Annotated in this window: 12 protein-coding genes and 1 riboswitch; of the genes, 2 read left to right on the forward strand and 10 right to left on the reverse strand. The window is 64.2% G+C overall.

The window, feature by feature from the left end; translation table 11 throughout:
• Window positions 1-355 precede the first annotated feature (355 nt).
• From greA to carA, 3 genes are read right to left on the reverse strand one after another with little or no spacing between them, the layout of a single operon-like run.
• Window positions 356-832: a transcription elongation factor GreA gene (greA, locus tag DK366_RS18320; protein ID WP_109126998.1), complete on the reverse strand. Its 477-nt coding sequence runs from the start codon at window positions 830-832 to the stop codon at window positions 356-358.
• Entirely contained in the window at window positions 829-4,056 is a 3,228-nt protein-coding gene (gene carB, locus DK366_RS18325; RefSeq protein WP_109126999.1) for a carbamoyl-phosphate synthase large subunit, read from the reverse strand. The genes greA and carB overlap by 4 nt, the downstream gene beginning before the upstream one ends.
• A complete protein-coding gene (gene carA, locus DK366_RS18330; protein ID WP_109127000.1) occupies window positions 4,049-5,185 on the reverse strand; it encodes a glutamine-hydrolyzing carbamoyl-phosphate synthase small subunit in 1,137 nt (378 codons plus the stop codon). The genes carB and carA overlap by 8 nt, the downstream gene beginning before the upstream one ends.
• A 213-nt stretch (window positions 5,186-5,398) precedes the next feature.
• Here carA and DK366_RS18335 point away from each other — a divergent pair, with 213 nt between their 5' ends.
• The gene (locus DK366_RS18335) at window positions 5,399-6,094 is read left to right on the forward strand and encodes a 2OG-Fe(II) oxygenase (protein ID WP_109127001.1); all 696 of its coding nucleotides are present in this window, start codon (window positions 5,399-5,401) and stop codon (window positions 6,092-6,094) included.
• A 47-nt stretch (window positions 6,095-6,141) separates the two neighbouring features.
• Here DK366_RS18335 and DK366_RS18340 read toward each other — a convergent pair whose 3' ends face one another.
• The 7 genes from DK366_RS18340 to hrcA form a co-directional block, all read right to left on the reverse strand.
• On the reverse strand, window positions 6,142-7,152 hold the full coding sequence (locus DK366_RS18340; protein WP_109127002.1) for a sodium:calcium antiporter: 1,011 nt from the start codon (window positions 7,150-7,152) through the stop codon (window positions 6,142-6,144).
• 38 nt (window positions 7,153-7,190) lie between these two features.
• Window positions 7,191-7,382, reverse strand: a riboswitch (yybP-ykoY riboswitch).
• A 145-nt stretch (window positions 7,383-7,527) separates the two neighbouring features.
• The gene (gene dapB / locus DK366_RS18345; protein ID WP_109127003.1) at window positions 7,528-8,331 is read right to left on the reverse strand and encodes a 4-hydroxy-tetrahydrodipicolinate reductase; all 804 of its coding nucleotides are present in this window, start codon (window positions 8,329-8,331) and stop codon (window positions 7,528-7,530) included.
• 152 nt (window positions 8,332-8,483) lie between these two features.
• The gene (gene dnaJ / locus DK366_RS18350; RefSeq protein WP_109127004.1) at window positions 8,484-9,608 is read right to left on the reverse strand and encodes a molecular chaperone DnaJ; all 1,125 of its coding nucleotides are present in this window, start codon (window positions 9,606-9,608) and stop codon (window positions 8,484-8,486) included.
• 31 nt (window positions 9,609-9,639) lie between these two features.
• On the reverse strand, window positions 9,640-10,035 hold the full coding sequence (locus DK366_RS18355; protein ID WP_109127005.1) for a four helix bundle protein: 396 nt from the start codon (window positions 10,033-10,035) through the stop codon (window positions 9,640-9,642).
• 67 nt (window positions 10,036-10,102) lie between these two features.
• Window positions 10,103-12,031, reverse strand: coding sequence for a molecular chaperone DnaK (gene dnaK / locus DK366_RS18360; protein WP_109127006.1), 1,929 nt, complete (start codon window positions 12,029-12,031; stop codon window positions 10,103-10,105).
• Between the two features lie 159 nt (window positions 12,032-12,190).
• Window positions 12,191-12,721, reverse strand: coding sequence for a nucleotide exchange factor GrpE (gene grpE / locus DK366_RS18365; RefSeq protein ID WP_109127007.1), 531 nt, complete (start codon window positions 12,719-12,721; stop codon window positions 12,191-12,193).
• A gap of 86 nt (window positions 12,722-12,807) precedes the next feature.
• On the reverse strand, window positions 12,808-13,860 hold the full coding sequence (hrcA, locus tag DK366_RS18370) for a heat-inducible transcriptional repressor HrcA (RefSeq protein WP_109127008.1): 1,053 nt from the start codon (window positions 13,858-13,860) through the stop codon (window positions 12,808-12,810).
• Window positions 13,861-14,081: 221 nt separating this feature from the next.
• On the opposite strand from hrcA, the gene recN reads away from it, so the two are divergent.
• The gene (recN, locus tag DK366_RS18375) at window positions 14,082-15,752 is read left to right on the forward strand and encodes a DNA repair protein RecN (RefSeq protein ID WP_109127009.1); all 1,671 of its coding nucleotides are present in this window, start codon (window positions 14,082-14,084) and stop codon (window positions 15,750-15,752) included.
• Window positions 15,753-15,831 lie beyond the last annotated feature (79 nt).

Genomic DNA, 15,831 nt, shown 5'->3' on the forward strand with positions numbered 1-15,831 from the left:
CGCGACGGCGGGGCCCTAGCACCGGCCGCGCTCGCGGCCCTGTTCTGTGCTCGCACCGCGAGGGCGGGCAGGCGCGTTGAGTTGCGTCATCTGTAGGAGCGCACCTTGTGCGCGACCGCAGAGTTGCGTCGTTGCCGCTTCGACCGGTGGTCGCGCATGAATGCGCTCCTACAGATGAGGCAACTCAACGCGCCTGCCCGCCGTCGCGGTGCGAGCAAAGAAAAGGGCCGCGAGAGCGGCCCTTTCTATTGCCCCGACTTCGAGGCCTCGCTTGTTTCTGTGGGAGCGCACCCTGTGCGCGACTGAGGCAGTCCAGTCGCGCACAGGGTGCGCTCCCACAGGGACGTCCTCAAGATCAGGCGTAACGCACGCCTGTGATCTCGTAATGCTTCACGCCGTTGGGCGCGCTGAACTCGAAGCTGTCACCCTCGCTCTTGCCGATCAGTGCGCGAGCGATCGGCGAGGACACCGCGATGAGACGCAGCTTGATGTCCGCTTCCAGGTCACCAACGATCTGGTACGTCACGGCCTCGCCACTGTCCTCGTCTTCCAGATCCACCGTGGCGCCAAACACCACGCGCGAACCGGCAGCCAGGCGGCTGACGTCGATCACTTCCGCCGTGGACAGCAGGGCTTCCAGGGCCGCGATGCGGCCCTCGATGAAGCTCTGCTGCTCACGCGCAGCGTGGTATTCGGCGTTTTCCTTCAGATCGCCGTGCGCGCGCGCTTCGGCGATGGCCGCGATGATCTGCGGCCGGTCGGTGGACTTCAGCTTTTCCAGCTCACCACGAAGGCGTTCGCTACCTGCCTTGGTAATGGGTGCACGACTCATGCTTTCAGTTCCTTGTGCAGTTCCTGCAGGCTGTGCACTGCGCCGTCGCCGTGGAAATCCAGCGAGTGCACCAGCGCGCGGGCGCCTGCCACCGTGGTGGAGTACGTGACGCGCTGCTGCAGCGCTTCGCGTCGGATCGAGAACGAGTCGGCAATGGCCGCCTTGCCCTCGGTGGTGTTGACGATGTAGACGATCTCGCCGTTCTTGATCAGGTCGACGATGTGCGGACGGCCTTCGATCACCTTGTTGATGCGCTCGCAGGTCACGCCATGCTCGGCCAGGTACTTGGCCGTGCCTTCGGTGGCGACCAGGCTGAAGCCCTTCTCCAGCACTTCGCGGGCCACCGGCAGCAGGCGGTCCTTGTCGGCATCACGCACCGACACGAACACCTTGCCCTTCGGCGGCGTCTTGATGCCGGCCGCATCGTGGCCACGCGCGAACGCGGCGCCGAAGCTTCGGCCCACACCCATCACTTCGCCCGTCGAACGCATTTCGGGGCCAAGAATGGGGTCGACGTTCTGGAACTTCAGGAACGGGAAGATGGCTTCCTTCACCGAGTAGTACTCGGGAATCACTTCCTTGGTCGTGCCCTGCTTGGTCAGCGAAATGCCGGCCATGGCGCGAGCGGCGATCTTGGCGAGCGGCACACCCGTAGCCTTGGACACGAACGGCACCGTGCGCGAGGCACGCGGGTTCACCTCAAGGATGAACACCTGGTCGCCCTGGATGGCGAACTGCGTGTTCATGAGGCCCACGACCTTCAGTTCCTTCGCCATCGCGGTGACCTGACGGCGCATTTCATCCTGCACCTCCTGCGTCAGCGAGTACGGCGGCAGCGAGCATGAGGAGTCGCCCGAATGGACGCCTGCCTCTTCGATGTGCTCCATGATGCCGCCGACCAGCACGTTGCCTTCGGCGTCGGCGATGATGTCCACGTCCACTTCCACCGCGTGGTCGAGGAAGCGGTCCAGCAGCACCGGGGAATCGTTGGACACCTGCACGGCATCGCGGATGTAGCGCGAAAGGTCGGCGTCGCTGTAGACGATTTCCATTGCGCGGCCACCCAGCACGTAACTCGGACGCACCACCAGCGGGTAGCCGATCTCGCGGGCCGAGGCCAGCGCTTCGTCCGGCGTACGCGCGGTGCGATTCGGCGGCTGCTTCAGGCCGATCTTCTCGATCATCTGCTGGAAGCGCTCGCGGTCTTCCGCCAGGTCGATGCTGTCCGGCGACGTGCCGATCACCGGCGCGCCAGCCGCTTCAAGCGCGCGCGCCAGCTTCAACGGCGTCTGGCCGCCGTACTGCACGATCACGCCCTTGGGCTTTTCCAGGTCCACGATTTCCAGCACGTCTTCCAGCGTCAGCGGCTCGAAGTACAGGCGGTCGGAGGTGTCGTAGTCGGTGGAGACGGTTTCCGGATTGCAGTTGACCATGATGGTTTCGAAACCATCCTCGCGCAGCGCGAGTGCCGCGTGCACGCAGCAGTAGTCGAACTCGATGCCCTGGCCGATGCGGTTCGGACCACCGCCCAGCACGATGATCTTGTCGCGATTGGTCGGGTTGGCTTCGCACTCTTCCTCGTAGGTCGAGTACATGTAGGCCGTCGTCGTGGCGAACTCGGCAGCGCACGAGTCCACGCGCTTGTACACCGGGCGCACATTGAGCGTGCGGCGCAGGTGGCGCATGGCCGCTTCGTTGGTGTCGAGCAGTTCGGCGAGGCGCGCGTCGGAGAAGCCCATGCGCTTGAGTTCGCGCATGCGCAGTGCGTCGATGGCAGCGATACCCTGCGACTGCACTTCCTTCTCGGTCAGCACGATGTCTTCGAACGCGGCGAGGAACCAGGGGTCGACGCGGCTGAGGCCGTACACGTCTTCCAGCGACAGGCCGGCGCGGAACGCATCGGCCAGGTGGAACACGCGATCGGGGCGCGGTTCGCGCAGCTCGCGCTTGAGTGCGTTGATGCCTTCTTCGGACGTGAGATCCAGGCCCGTCGGGTTCAAACCGGTCTTGCCGATTTCCAGGCCACGCAGCGCCTTCTGCAGCGATTCGTGGAAGGTGCGGCCCATGGCCATCACTTCGCCGACGGACTTCATCTGCGTGGTGAGGCGTGCGTCGGCGGACGGGAACTTCTCGAACGCGAAGCGCGGGATCTTGGTGACGACGTAGTCGATGGTCGGCTCGAAGGACGCCGGCGTGAGGCCACCGGTAATGTCGTTCTTCAGTTCGTCCAGCGTGTAACCCACGGCCAGCTTGGCTGCGATCTTGGCGATCGGGAAGCCGGTGGCCTTGGAGGCGAGCGCGGACGAGCGCGACACGCGCGGGTTCATCTCGATGACCACCACGCGGCCGTTCTCGGCATTGATGCCGAACTGCACGTTCGAGCCACCGGTATCCACGCCGATCTTGCGCAGCACGGCGATGGAGGCATCGCGCAGGCGCTGGTATTCCTTATCGGTGAGCGTCTGCGCCGGCGCGACGGTGATCGAGTCGCCGGTGTGCACGCCCATCGGGTCGAGATTTTCGATGGAGCACACGATGATGCAGTTGTCCGCCTTGTCGCGGACCACTTCCATCTCGAACTCCTTCCAGCCGAGCACGGATTCCTCGACCAACACTTCGCCCACCGGCGAAAGCTCAAGACCGCGCTTGACGATCTCTTCGAACTCTTCCTTGTTGTAGGCGATACCGCCACCCGAGCCACCGAGCGTGAAGCTCGGGCGGATGACGGTGGGGAAGCCCACCTTCGCCTGCGTGGCCAGCGCCTGCTCGAACGTGCGGACCACTTCGGCCTTCGGGCATTCCAGCCCGATTTCCTTCATGGCGACGCGGAACAGCTCGCGGTCTTCGGCCATGCGGATGGCTTCGCGCGAGGCGCCGATCAGCTCGACGTTGTACTTCTCGAGCACGCCGTTGTCGGCGAGATCGAGCGCGCAATTCAGGCCCGTCTGGCCGCCCATCGTCGGCAGCACCGCGTCGGGACGCTCCTTGGCGATGATGCGCTCCACCGTCTGCCAGTTGATCGGCTCGATGTAGACGGCGTCGGCCGTCTCCGGGTCGGTCATGATCGTGGCGGGGTTGGAGTTCACCAGGATGACGCGGTAACCCTCTTCCTTCAGCGCCTTGCAAGCCTGCGCGCCGGAGTAGTCGAACTCGCAGGCCTGACCGATGACGATCGGGCCGGCGCCGATGATGAGGATGCTCTTGATATCGGTGCGCTTAGCCATTCGTGCGGGCCTCCTGCATCAGTGCAGCAAAACGATCAAACAGGTAACCAATGTCGTGCGGACCGGGGCTCGCTTCCGGGTGACCCTGGAAGCAAAAGGCCGGACGGTCGGTGAGCGCGAAGCCCTGCAGCGAACCATCGAACAGCGAAGAATGCGTGACGCGCACATTCGCCGGCAACGTGGCCGGATCGACCGCGAAGCCATGGTTCTGCGAGGTGATCAGCACGCGGCCGTCATCGAGATCCTTCACCGGATGGTTCGCACCGTGATGGCCGAACTTCATCTTCAGCGTCTTGGCGCCCACGGCCAGACCCATGATCTGGTGACCAAGGCAGATGCCGAACAATGGGATCTTGGCGTCGAGGAACTGCTTGGTGGCTTCGACGGCGTAATCGCAGGCCGCCGGATCGCCGGGGCCGTTGGAGAGGAACACGCCATCGGGCTTCATCGCCAGCACGTCCGATGCAGGCGTCTGCGCCGGCACCACGGTGATGTCGCAACCCTGCTCCGCCAGCAGGCGAAGGATGTTGTACTTCACGCCATAGTCGTAGGCCACGACCTTGAAGCGTTTGGACGGCTGATTGAACTTGGTGTTGTCGAGGTCGTAGATGCCCTCGTTCCACTGGTACGACTCACCGACGCTCACTTCCTTGGCCAGGTCCATGCCGTTGAGGCCGGGGAAGGCGCGTGCCTTGGCAAGCGCGGCGTCCACATCGATCTGCTCGCCAGCCACGATGCAGCCGTTGAGCGCGCCCTTGTCGCGCAGGATGCGCGTCAGGCGACGGGTATCGATGCCCGCGATGGCCACGATGTTGTGACGTGCGAGGTAGTCGGGAAGGCTTTCGGTGCTGCGCCAGTTGCTGGCACGACGCGGCACGTCGCGCACGATCAGGCCAGCGGCATGCACGTTGGCGGACTCTTCGTCCTCCACGTTCACGCCGGTGTTGCCGATGTGCGGGTAAGTCAGGGTAACGATCTGTTTGGCGTACGAGGGATCGGTGAGGATCTCCTGGTAGCCGGTCATGGCGGTGTTGAAAACCACCTCACCGACGGTTTCGCCAGTCGCGCCAACGGCGTGGCCGTGGAACACGCTGCCGTCTTCGAGGGCAAGCAGAGCAGGGATAGGCATGGGAGGACCGCCTTTTAGGTGCAGCAAGGTCCGCAAGCCGCACCAAAGCAGGCTTGTGGACCTTAGTCGAGGAATCGTTCAGGGCGGGTCGCAATGATAGGTGGAAGGCCCCTTGCTGTCCACCCGGAAGTGCTGAACGTGATGCCAAAAAGCGCGCAACCAAGCGGCTGCCCGAGCGTTAAACTAACGTCGATTCGCCCACCCTGGATGTCCATGAACTCAGCCGCGCTGCTCGATCCCGCCCGTCTCGACCGACCGGATACCGATGTCAGGGCCGAGCCGTTTCCGTTCCTGATCGCCCATGGGCAGTTGCCTGATGAGGCCCGGAACGACCTGGAGCGCGATTTCCCGCGGTATGCGAGTGCCGGTTTCTTCCCGTATGACCCTTCCGACTGCGGCCCCTCCGTCAACGCACTGGTGGACCGGTTGAGTTCGGCCGAGTTTGCCAGCGCCATCGGCCGGCACCTGGGCATCGACAACCTGGGGCAATACCCCACGCTCATCACGCTGTGCCGTTCGCTCAACAAGCGCCACGGCACCATCCACACGGACTCCAAGTCCAAGGTGGCCACCGCCCTGCTCTATCTCAACAACCTGTGGCCGGACACCAGCGACGGCTGCCTGCGTTTCCTCGGCAGCATCGACAATATCGACAACATCATCGCCCCCGAACTCAAGCCGCTCTACGGCGAGTTCGCGGTATTCAAGCGCTGCGAGAACTCCTTCCACGGCCATCTGCCCTATGAAGGCGAGCGGCGCGTCATCCAGGTGGCATGGCTGACCAGCGAGGAAGAAAAGCTGCGCAAGACCAAGCGCGGCAAATTCGCCCGTGTCTTCAAGAAGCTGTTCGGCTCGCTGGATCGCAAGCACGGAGCCAACCGCGACCGCAACGCCGCCCATCGCGACTGACCTGCCTTATCGAAAGGCCGCGCTGACCTGAGCGCGGCCTCTCCGTGTCACGCGAGCTGTGTGCCGTAGTGCCAGGCGATATAGGCCGCAAACACGCCATACAGCAGCCCCACCGGCACCAGCCAACGTGCATCCACGCGTCCGCGGCGGAACAGCCACCACAGATAGATCACCGCCACGCCGGTGAGCACGCCCGCCACCATCAGCGGCGCATCGAACAGCCATGGCGTTGCAAACAGCGCCAGCGAGCTGGGAATGGTGGCCTGGATCATCATGGCGCCGGAGATATTGGCCAGTGCCAGGCGTTCCTTGCCCTGTCGCACCCAGATCAGGGCGTTCATGGTCTCGGGCAGCTCGGTCGCCACCGGACTCAGCACCAGTGCCACCAGGTGGGGCGACAGCTGCAGCGCCACGCCGATGGCTTCGATCTGCTTGACGAACGTGTGCGAAGCGAAGGCGATTACGACCAGCGCCAGCACGGTCTGGGCCGCTACCCACCACATCGACGGATCAGCCGCCTTGGGCTGGAACTTGAGCGGTTCGAGCTCTTCTTCCTCAGGAGCCGTGTCCGACGACTTGAGTTCACGCCAGACATAGAGGCCATAGGCGAGCAGGAACAGCACGCCCAGCCAGGGCTTGAACGCAAACGCGATCAGGCCCAGCGCGCACTTCACCACGAAGATGGCAAGGAACCAGGACTGGTCGCGTGCCAGTCGCCCATGCTCAACGCGAACAAGGTTGTCGGCGCGCTGCAACTTGCGGCGATTCACCCAAAGGGCCACGCCGACCACGGCATACGCGATGGTGGCGAGCACCAACGGACCGCCCAGCGCGGCGCCCACGCCGATGTCGCGTTGCTCTGGCGTCTTGCCGAGGATCACGGCAACGAAGGTCACCGCACTCTCGGGTAGCGCCGTGCCAAAGGCGGCAAGGATGGTGCCCGTGGCCGTGGCGCCAAGGCTGAGCTTCTGGCCGAACCACTCCACGCCGTTGACGAAATATTCGCAGGCGAGATAGATCGCACCAGCCGAAAGCAGGAACAGGAGAGCTGTGAACATGCTTTTTCCAGGCCGGGCGAGCGAAAAACCATTGGCTCAGCAACGCGAGCTCGCCCGGCTAAGGTGAGCGCGTACTGGCCAAAGGTCTCGCCGGGCTGCCGATATCGATGATACCGGTGCCATCCACGCCATGAAGCCGAGGCTTCAAGTCTGTTGACGCGGATTCCTCTATGCCGCAACCCATGTCGGATCGCGAGGGGTGAGGATGGCTACTCCCCAATGACAATCCGAAAGATTTTAGCGGCCGGGGCCAGCCGGGGCAACCGCCCGCCATGGCCACGCCTCACCGTCATTCCAGCGAAGGCCGGAATGACGGTGAGGATGAGTGATCGGAGAGGAGGCCCGGTCGGCCCGACGAAATAACCCGACTATCAATCAGCCCGACGAACGATCCGCCAGCATGGCGTCGAGATCGTAGTCACCGGCATCGCGACCACTGAGCCAGTAAGCGGCCTCGAGCGCACCGCGCGCGAAGATCGAGCGATCCGTTGCGCGATGAGTCAACTCGATGCGCTCCCCCTGCCCCATCATCAGCACTTCATGTTCGCCAACGATGTCGCCACCACGCACCACCGCAAAGCCGATGGTGCCTTGCTGACGAGGACCCACGCGCCCTTCGCGGGCATACACGGCGCTCTCGCGCAGTGACGTACCTCGCGCCTCGGCAGCGGCCTCGCCAAGTGCCAGCGCCGTGCCCGACGGTGCATCTTCCTTGCGGTTGTGATGCGCCTCGATAATGTCCAGATCCCAGTCCGGCAGCGATGCAGCGGCCTGTCGCAACAGGCGGGTAAGCACCGCCACGCCGAGGCTGAAATTGGCTGCGCGCAGCAGTGCGATGCGTGATGCCGACGCGTTGAGCCGCTGCGCGAACGTGGCGTCCAGGCCCGTGGTCCCCGTGACCAGCGCCACGCCGTGCGACTCGCAATACGTCAGTGCTTCGGCCAGACCGGCCGGGCCACTGAAATCGATCACGACGTCAAATGCATCCGCCGCAGGCCACTCATGCGTGTAGCCAAGCGCACCTTCGCAGGCATCCACCGGCTGACCCAGCTTCGAGGAACCGGGCGAGGCCAGCGCCGCCACCAGCGTGAAGCGCGCATCGTCCTTCACCAGTGCAAGCAAGGCCTGCCCCATGCGTCCGGTGGCGCCATTGATGGCGAGGCGAACGGGCTTGGTCATATGCGGCTTCCTTCGTGGCACGGGACAGGCATGGAAGAGGCGATGCTACTGCCTGCGGGCATCACCATGCACGGAAGCCACGCACGGCTCGCGCAAAAGAAAAGCCCCGGAACAAACCGGGGCTTTTCGATAACCGCACATTTCGCGCGAAATTACGAGGTGACGCGCGACCAGAACTGCTTCACGCCATCCACCCACGTCTTCGCACGCGGCGTGTGCTTGTCAGCTTCGCCATCGGCGAAGGTGGCCTCGAGTTGCTCGAACAGATCGCGCTGCTGCTTGGTGAGGCGCACCGGCGTTTCCACCACCACGCGGCAGATCAGGTCGCCGGTGCGGCTGCTGCGTACCGACTTCACACCGCGCCCGCGCAAGCGGAACGACTGTCCTGTCTGTGTTTCCGGCGGAATATTGATCGGCACTTCGCCTTCCAGCGTCGGCACGTGCAACTCCGCACCAAGTGCAGCCTGTGCGAAACGAATCGGCAATTCGCAATGCAGATCATTGCCTTCGCGCTGGAAGATGGCGTGCTCACGCACACGCACTTCCACGTAAAGATCGCCCGCTTCACCACCAGCCGGACCGGCCTCGCCCTGCCCCGTAAGGCGGATGCGGTCACCGTTGTCCACGCCCGCCGGAATGTTCACCGACAGCGTGCGCGTTTCTTCCAGGCGGCCTTCGCCATCGCAATGCTTGCACGGCTTTTCGATCGCCTGTCCGCTGCCGCCGCAATGCGGGCACGCCTGCTGGATGGAGAAGATGCCGTTCTGCATGCGTACGCGACCGTGGCCAGCGCAGGTCTTGCACGTCACCGTCTTGCCGTCCGCCGAACCGCTGCCGTTGCAGTGGTGACAGTTCACCTGGGTGGGAATCTCGATCTTCTTTTCGACGCCGAAGATGGCCTCTTCCAGGTCGAGTTCCATGATGTAACGCAGATCGGAGCCGCGACGCGAACGTCCGCGCCCGCCACCACCGAAGATGTCACCAAAGATGTCGCCGAAGATGTCGCCCATGTCGCCGAAGCCACCGGCACCACCGCGACCGCCCATGCCGTGCTCGAAAGCAGCATGGCCGTGCTGGTCGTACATGGCACGCTTCTGCGTGTCGGACAGCACTTCGTAGGCTTCCTTGGCCTCTTTGAATTTTTCCTGCGCATGCGGATCGTCCGGACAACGATCCGGGTGGTATTTCATCGCCAGTCGACGGAACGACTTCTTCAGTTCGACCTCGGTGACGGTGCGCTCCACCCCAAGGATTTCGTAGTAATCACGCTTGCTCATCAATCTCGCCAGTCAGCCGCTACGCGGCTTGCTAGTCGGCGGCCTTCGCCGCCTGTAAAGGGTTAGTGGAGCGTTGCGTGCCGCTTCTCAAGGTCTTGATCAAACCACCAAGGACGGCAAACAGCGATTCGACGGATTCGAGCTGCGTCTGTGTCTGGCACAGCCCCAGCATCGAAGCCACCTTCAGTTGCGTTTCCAGCTCGGAAAGCGAACCGCGCGCAATATATAGGAATTGCAGGAATTCCCTCTGTGTCCCGCGCGCGGCTCCTTCCGCGATATTGGAGGGCACGCTGATCGCCGCCCTCCTCATTTGACTCACCAAACCGTAGCGTTCGTCAGTCGGAAAGTCCGCTGTCAGCCGATAAATATCGGCCACGAGCCGTATCGCATCCTGCCACACGCGCAACCCGTGATGCGGTCGCGCCATGTTCAAACCCTTTACCCTTTGCCATTGGCAGCAAGCCGGGCCAAAGCCCGGCTTGCGACTAACTCACTTACTTCTTGTCATCCTTGACTTCAGTGAACTCGGCATCGACCACGTCGTCCTGACCGGCCGAGGAACCGCCCTGCGGGCCAGCGTGAGCGCCGGCATCGGGCTGTGCACCGCCGCCCTGGGCCGCTGCGTACAGCGCCTGGGCAACCTGCTCGAGCTTCTCGATCTTGGACTCGATGGCGGCCTTGTCGTCGCCATCCTTGACCTTTTCGAGGTCGGAAAGCGCGCCTTCGATGCTGCTCAGCTGGTCACCCGGCACCTTGCCGCCGTGCTCCTTGAGCGCGCTGCGGGTGGCGTGCACCAGCTGGTCGGCCTTGTTGCGGGTGGAGACAAGCTCGTGGAACTTCTTGTCTTCTTCCTTGTTGGCCTCGGCATCGGCCACCATGCGGTTGATCTCGTCCTCGGACAGGCCCGAGCCGGCCTTGATCTCGATCTTCTGTTCCTTGCCGCTCTTCTTGTCCTTGGCCGATACGTGCAGGATGCCGTTGGCGTCGATGTCGAAGGTCACTTCGATCTGCGGCATGCCGCGCGGCGCCGGGTCGATGCCCTGCAGGTCGAACTTGCCCAGCGACTTGTTGGCGCTGGCACGCTCGCGCTCACCCTGCAGCACGTGCACGGTCACGGCGCTCTGGTTGTCGTCGGCAGTGGAGAACACCTGCGAGGCCTTGGTCGGCACGGTGGTGTTCTTTTCGATCAGCTTGGTCATCACGCCGCCCATCGTCTCGATGCCGAGCGACAGCGGGGTGACGTCCAGCAGCAGCACGTCCTTCACGGTACCGCCCAGCACGCCGCCCTGGATGGCAGCGCCGACAGCGACGGCTTCATCCGGGTTAACGTCCTTGCGCGGCTCCTTGCCGAAGAAGTCCTTCACCGACTCCTGCACCTTGGGCATGCGGGTCTGGCCACCGACGAGGATCACCTCGTTGATGTCGGACACGCGCAGGCCGGCGTCATTCAACGCGGTGCGGCACGGCTCGATGGTGCGCTTGACCAGGTCTTCCACCAGCGCTTCGAGCTTGGCGCGGGTCAGCTTGATGTTGAGGTGCTTCGGACCGGAGGCATCGGCCGTGATGTACGGCAGGTTCACTTCGGTCTGGTGGCTGGAGGACAGCTCGATCTTGGCGCGCTCGGCGGCGTCCTTCAGGCGCTGCAGGGCGAGCGGGTCCTTGCGCAGGTCCATGCCCTGGTCTTTCTTGAATTCTTCGACGAGGTAGTCGATGACGCGCATGTCGAAGTCTTCGCCACCCAGGAAGGTGTCGCCATTGGTAGCCAGCACTTCGAACTGCTTCTCGCCGTCCACTTCGGCGATTTCGATGATGGACACGTCGAACGTGCCGCCACCCAGGTCGTACACGGCGATCTTGCGATCACCGCCCTTCTTGTCCAGGCCATAGGCGAGCGCAGCGGCGGTCGGCTCGTTGATGATGCGCTTGACGTCCAGGCCCGCGATGCGGCCGGCGTCCTTGGTGGCCTGGCGCTGGCTGTCGTTGAAGTACGCCGGCACCGTGATCACGGCTTCGGTCACCGGCTCGCCGAGGTAATCCTCAGCGGTCTTCTTCATCTTCATGAGGACCTTGGCCGAGATCTCCTGCGGAGCCATCTTCTTGCCGTCGGCCGTTTCCACCCAGGCGTCGCCGTTTTCATGCGCGACAATGCCGTAGGGCACGATGTGCAGGTCTTTCTGCACTTCAGCGTCGGTGAACTTGCGGCCGATGAGGCGCTTCACCGCGTAGAAGGTGTTCTTGGGGTTGGTCACGCTCTGGCGCTTGGCCGGCGCGCCCACCAGGACTTCGTTGTCCTTGGTGAAGGCGACGATCGACGGCGTGGTGCGATCGCCTTCCGAGTTCTCGATGACCTTGGCGGTGGTGCCGTCCATCACGGCGACGCACGAGTTGGTCGTGCCCAGGTCGATACCGATGATTTTACCCATGTTGTCTACTCCCGAATTCTTTAAGCGACCCCTCGGCCGCGACTGGTTTTCAGATGGGGCTCGGCATGTTTCATCTCAATGCCGGCAAGACCCCGCATGCCTTTCCGCCGAAGCCCGCAGGGGACGCCGTTCAGGCGTCCTCGACCGCGAGCCGGGGCGTCATTCCTTGGCGACCGCCACCAACGCGGGGCGCAGAAGCCGGTCGTTCAACACGTAGCCCTTCTGGAGCACGTTGACGACCGTGTTGGGGGCCGCGCCCGGGGCCTCCACCATGGCGACGGCGTGGTGTTTTTCGGGGTCCAGTGGCTGACCCACGGGATCGACCTGCACCAGGCCATTGTTCTCGGCAATCTTCAGCAGCGACTTCAGCGTGAGCGCAATGCCCTCGCGAACGCTCTTGACGTCACCGCCTTCCGCCTGCAGGCCCATTTCCAGGCCGTCGTACACCGGCAGCAGCTCGTTGAGCAGCTTCTCGTTGGCGAATCGGCGGGCCTGCTCCACATCGCGATGCAGGCGACGGCGCTGGTTCTCGATCTCCGCCTTTTCTCGCAGCACGGTGTCGCGCAACTCGGTGTTGCTGCTTTCCAGCTCGGCGATGCGTGCCTTCAGCGTTTCCAGTTCAGCGTTGGGCATGTCACCCCCTGCCTGGGCCGGCGTCTCGTTCGACGCGGTTGGGTCGTTGTTCTGCATGAATTACTCCAAGCCTTATCCGTGGCCGGTGCTCCAGGGCACCAACCGTCAAACTCTTGCGGGTAAAACCCCGCCTCCCGGGCGGGTTATAAGGTCGTTGCGGCGCGATTCAAGGCGTCGCTCAACAAACCAGCCGTTGCCTGCACCACCGGAATCACCCGCTCGTAGGCCATGCGGGTCGGACCGATGACCCCCACCGCCCCCAGGACGCGTCCCTGGGCACCATAGCTGGCCGTGACCACGCTGCAGCCATCCAGTGCCGCGAAGCCGGATTCCTCGCCAATGAACAGGCGCACGCCGGGGGCCTTGGCACACACTTCCATCAGCTGCAGCAGCTCGTTCTTCTGCTGGAACGCCTCGAACAACTCGCGCAACCGCTCCAGGTTGGCCAGCTCCGAATACCCCATGAGGTTGGTCTGGCCGCTCACCAGCACGTCGTCGTTGTCGCCCTGCGGCGCAAACGACGCCGCCGCCAGCTCCACGGTGCTGGACATCAGCCGATTGAGCTCACTGCTGGCCTCGCGCAGCTCGCGCAACAAATGGCTGCGGATGTCGTCCAGGCGCAGCCCGGCGAACTGGCTGTTGAGGTAATTGGCCGCCTGCTCCAGCTCGCGACCGTCCACCGGCTTGGCCAGCTGGACGATACGGTTCTGCACCTGGTTGTCCGAGAACACCAGGATCACCAGCACGCGGGCATCCGGCAGCGGGACGAAGTCGATGTGGCGCAGCGGGAAATCCGCCTGGCGCGGCACGGTGACCACGCCAGCGAAACGGGTCATCGCCGACAGCAGGGTCGAGACGTTGCCCAACAGGTCGCGGGTCGTCGTAAGGCCCGGCGGCAGCTCACGGCGAAGGCGCGCCATCTCGTCCTGCGGCAATGGCTGCAGTTCGATCAGGCTATCCACGAACAGGCGCAGGCCGCGCGGCGTCGGCACGCGACCCGCCGAGGTATGCGGTGAGGCCACCAGGCCCGCCTCTTCCAGGTCGGCCATGATGTTGCGGATGGTCGCGGGGCTGACGTCCAGGCCGGAGGAGCGCGAAAGCGTCCGCGACCCTACCGGCTCGCCGTCGGCAAGGTACTGGGCGAGCAATGTGCGCAACAGTCGGCGTGCGCGGGCATCGAGTGGGGCGGCGGGCATGCTGTAGCAATCCGTGAGACGCAAAAGAAATAAGGTCTGGCGGGAAAGTTTGCAAGAAAAGGCTGGGCTGAGGGACCAGGGGTGACCAGCGAGGGCGTGAGCCCTGGCGGTGAGGCGAGGCGCCATGCCGTGGTGGCGGCGCCTTCACCACTTGCCTCCCGTCCCTCGCCTCGCCCCTTCCGCGCCCCTTACAATCGCCCGACTTCACCAAGCCGCCATCCATGCTCACCTCGCTCTACGTTCGTCATTTCGCCGTCGTCGAAGAAGCCGAGATCGCCTTCGGCCCGGGGCTCACCGTCGTCAGCGGCGAGACGGGTGCCGGCAAGTCCCTGCTGGTGGACGCCTTGATGCTTCTGGCGGGCGCCCGCGCGGACAGCGGCATGGTGCGCGCCGGCAGTGACCGCGCCGAACTCACCGCCGAGTTCGACCTGACCCATCTGCCCGAAGCCCGCGAATGGCTTCGACGCGAAGAGCTGGACGAAGAAGACGCCTGCCAACTGCGGCGCGTCATCCGTGCCGAAGGCAGCTCCCGCGCCTGGATCAACGGCCGTCCGGCCAACGCCAGCCAACTCGGCGAGCTGGCAACCCTGTTGGTGGAAATTCACGGCCAGCACGAACATCAGGCGCTGCTTTCGCGTGCCCACCAGATGGAGCTGCTCGACGCCTACGCAGGCAACGAGACCCTGGTGGCACAAGTACGTGAACTGGCGCAGCAGTGGCGCGAACTCGGCAACCGCATCCGCAAGTTGAGCGGCGGCGACGACCGCGAACAGCGCATCGAACTGCTCAGCCACGAGCTGGGCGAACTGGACAAATGGGCACTCCCCGCCGAACAACTCGCCGAGCTGGAAGCCAGCCACAAACGCCTGGCCAATGCCGGTCGCCTGGCCGAGGGCGCCGGCGGCGTCGTCGAACTGCTGGATGGCGAGAGCGAATTCGCACTGCGTCGTGCGCTGGGCCGCGCCCAGCTGGAAATGAGCAAGCTCGCTGCGCTGGATGAACGTCTGGCACCCATGCTGGAGCTGCTGGACAACGCCTCCATCCAGCTCAGCGAGGCCGCCGACGGCCTCGGCCGTTATGCCCTCGACGTGGAGCTGGAGCCGGACCGCTATTCGGATGTCGACACGCACCTCACGCGGCTGCACGAACTGTCCCGCCGCCATCGCCTGCCCGTGGCCGAGCTGCACGACAAAGCCAACACGGTGCGCATCGAGCTGAGCGAGCTGGAAGGCGCCGGCGACGCGCTGGAGAAGCTCGCCAACCAGCGCACGCGCCTGCAGCAACAGTACGACGAGCAGGCATCGAAGCTCAGTCATGCACGCAAGGACGCGGCAGAGCGCCTGGGCGGCGAAGTCAGCACGCTCATGGGCGAGTTGGGCATGAGCGGCGGCCGCCTCGTGGTGGAACTGGAAGCCGCCTCTGAAAGCGAGCCCGACGCACAAGGCCGCGAACGCTGCGAACTGCTGGTCAGCGCGAACCCGGGCCAACCTCCGCGCGCGCTGCGCAAGGTCGCATCCGGTGGTGAACTGGCGCGCATCAGCCTCGCCATCGAAGTGGCCACGCTGGGCAAGGACACCATCGGCACCATGGTGTTCGACGAAGTGGACACCGGCATCGGTGGCGCCGTCGCCGAGGTCGTGGGTCAGAAACTGCGCGCACTGGGCGCCCAGCGCCAGGTGCTGTGCGTGACGCATCTACCGCAGGTTGCAGCACAAGGCCATGCACACCTGCGCGTCAGCAAGGCCAGCGATGGCGAATCGACGCGCACGCGCATCGAAAAGCTCGACGCCAACGGTCGACGCGATGAACTGGCGCGCATGCTGGGCGGCGTGGAGATCACGCGCGAAACGCGCGCGCATGCGAAGCAGATGCTGGAGCGGGCGCAGGTTTAACAGCGTCTTCGTCAACGCTTTCTTGTAGGAGCGCACTTGTGCGCGACCGTAGCGTCCAACCACGCGACTGATTGAATCC

It is taken from the genome of Dyella sp. C11 (assembly GCF_003121485.1).
Taxonomy (GTDB): Bacteria; Pseudomonadota; Gammaproteobacteria; order Xanthomonadales; family Rhodanobacteraceae; genus Dyella.

What these genes read in the sequence shown, in the direction of transcription:
- dnaK (WP_109127006.1), bottom strand. Translation starts at nt 12,031, where the DNA reads ATGGGTAAAATCATCGGTATCGACCTGGGCACGACCAACTCGTGCGTC.
- hrcA (WP_109127008.1), bottom strand. Translation starts at nt 13,860, where the DNA reads ATGCCCGCCGCCCCACTCGATGCCCGCGCACGCCGACTGTTGCGCACA.
- carB (WP_109126999.1), bottom strand. Translation starts at nt 4,056, where the DNA reads ATGGCTAAGCGCACCGATATCAAGAGCATCCTCATCATCGGCGCCGGC.
- DK366_RS18335 (WP_109127001.1), top strand. Translation starts at nt 5,399, where the DNA reads ATGAACTCAGCCGCGCTGCTCGATCCCGCCCGTCTCGACCGACCGGAT.
- carA (WP_109127000.1), bottom strand. Translation starts at nt 5,185, where the DNA reads ATGCCTATCCCTGCTCTGCTTGCCCTCGAAGACGGCAGCGTGTTCCAC.
- DK366_RS18355 (WP_109127005.1), bottom strand. Translation starts at nt 10,035, where the DNA reads ATGGCGCGACCGCATCACGGGTTGCGCGTGTGGCAGGATGCGATACGG.
- recN (WP_109127009.1), top strand. Translation starts at nt 14,082, where the DNA reads ATGCTCACCTCGCTCTACGTTCGTCATTTCGCCGTCGTCGAAGAAGCC.
- grpE (WP_109127007.1), bottom strand. Translation starts at nt 12,721, where the DNA reads ATGCAGAACAACGACCCAACCGCGTCGAACGAGACGCCGGCCCAGGCA.
- greA (WP_109126998.1), bottom strand. Translation starts at nt 832, where the DNA reads ATGAGTCGTGCACCCATTACCAAGGCAGGTAGCGAACGCCTTCGTGGT.
- dnaJ (WP_109127004.1), bottom strand. Translation starts at nt 9,608, where the DNA reads ATGAGCAAGCGTGATTACTACGAAATCCTTGGGGTGGAGCGCACCGTC.
- dapB (WP_109127003.1), bottom strand. Translation starts at nt 8,331, where the DNA reads ATGACCAAGCCCGTTCGCCTCGCCATCAATGGCGCCACCGGACGCATG.
- DK366_RS18340 (WP_109127002.1), bottom strand. Translation starts at nt 7,152, where the DNA reads ATGTTCACAGCTCTCCTGTTCCTGCTTTCGGCTGGTGCGATCTATCTC.